The sequence below is a fragment of the Streptomyces ruber genome, from assembly GCF_014648075.1.
GTDB classification, from domain to species: Bacteria; Actinomycetota; Actinomycetes; order Streptomycetales; family Streptomycetaceae; genus Streptomyces; species Streptomyces ruber.
The window spans coordinates 1-1,448 of the sequence record NZ_BMQK01000047.1 but is presented as its reverse complement, the minus strand read 5'-3'; the positions used below and the strand labels follow the sequence as shown (position 1 = coordinate 1,448).

Genomic DNA, 1,448 nt, shown 5'->3' with positions numbered 1-1,448 from the left:
TCGGTGAGGGCGGGTTCGACGCGTTTGGCGAGGACCTTGCCGAGTTCGACGCCCCACTGGTCGAAGGAGTCGATGTTCCAGACGGCGCCCTGGACGAACACCTTGTGCTCGTACAGCGCGATCAGCTGGCCCAGCACCGACGGGGTGAGCTGCGGGGCCAGGACGGTGGTGGTGGGCCGGTTGCCGCGGAAGGTCCGGTGCGCCACCAGTTCCTCCGGCACCCCCTCGGCGCGGACCTCGTCGGCGGTCTTGCCGAAGGCGAGCGCCTGGGTCTGGGCGAAGAAGTTGGCCATCAGCAGGTCGTGCTGGGCGGCCGTGAGCTCGCCGAGGTCGTCCACGGGGCGGGCGAAGCCCAGGAAGTCGGCCGGGATCAGCCCGGTGCCCTGGTGCAGCAGCTGGTAGTAGGCGTGCTGGCCGTTGGTGCCCGGGGTGCCCCACACCACCGGCCCGGTCCGCCAGGCCACCGGGGTGCCGTCGCGCTGCACCGACTTGCCGTTGGACTCCATGTCCAGCTGCTGCAGATAGGCGGTGAACTTCGACAGGTAGTGGCTGTAGGGCAGCACCGCGTGCGCCTGCGCGCCGAAGAACGAGCCGTACCAGATGCCCAGCAGGCCCAGCAGCAGCGGCGCGTTCGCCTCCGCCGGGGCGGTGCGGAAGTGCTCGTCCACGGTGTGGAAGCCGTCCAGCATCTCCCGGAAGCGCTCCGGCCCGATCGCGGTCATCAGCGACAGGCCGATCGCCGAGTCGTAGGAGTAGCGGCCGCCCACCCAGTCCCAGAACTCGAACATGTTCGCCGGGTCGATGCCGAACTCCGCGACCTTGCCCGCGTTCGTCGACAGCGCCACGAAGTGCCGGGCCACCGCCTCGTCCCCGGCCCCGAGCTGCTCCAGCAGCCAGGTGCGGGCCGAGGTGGCGTTGGTGATGGTCTCGATGGTGGTGAAGGTCTTGGAGGCGACGATGAACAGGGTCTGTGCCGCGTCCAGGTCGCGCACCGCCTCGTGCAGGTCCGCGCCGTCCACGTTGGAGACGAACCGCACCGTCAGCGAGCGGTCGGTGTAGGCGCGCAGCGCCTCGTAGGCCATCGCCGGGCCCAGGTCGGAACCGCCGATCCCGATGTTGACGATGTTGCGGATGCGCCGGCCGGTGTGGCCGGTCCACTCGCCGGAGCGGATCTGCCCGGCGAAGGCGGCCATCCTGTCCAGCACCGCGTGCACCTTCGGCACCACGTTCTCGCCGTCGACCTCGATCACCGCGTCCCGCGGCGCGCGCAGCGCGGTGTGCAGCACCGCCCGGTCCTCGGTGATGTTGATCCGCTCACCGCGGAACATCGCGTCCCGCAGCCCGAACACGTCCGTCGCCGCCGCCAGTTCCCGCAGCAGCGCCAGCGTCTCGTCGGTGACCAGATGCTTGGAGTAGTCCAGGTGCAGATCACCGACCCGCAGCGTGTA

At 70.2% G+C, this 1,448-nt stretch carries 1 protein-coding gene; it reads right to left on the bottom strand.

The window, feature by feature from the left end; all coding sequences use genetic code 11:
• Positions 1 to 1,448: glucose-6-phosphate isomerase (pgi, locus tag IEZ04_RS34290; RefSeq protein ID WP_189220911.1), on the bottom strand; the 1,448-nt coding region annotated here is incomplete at both ends.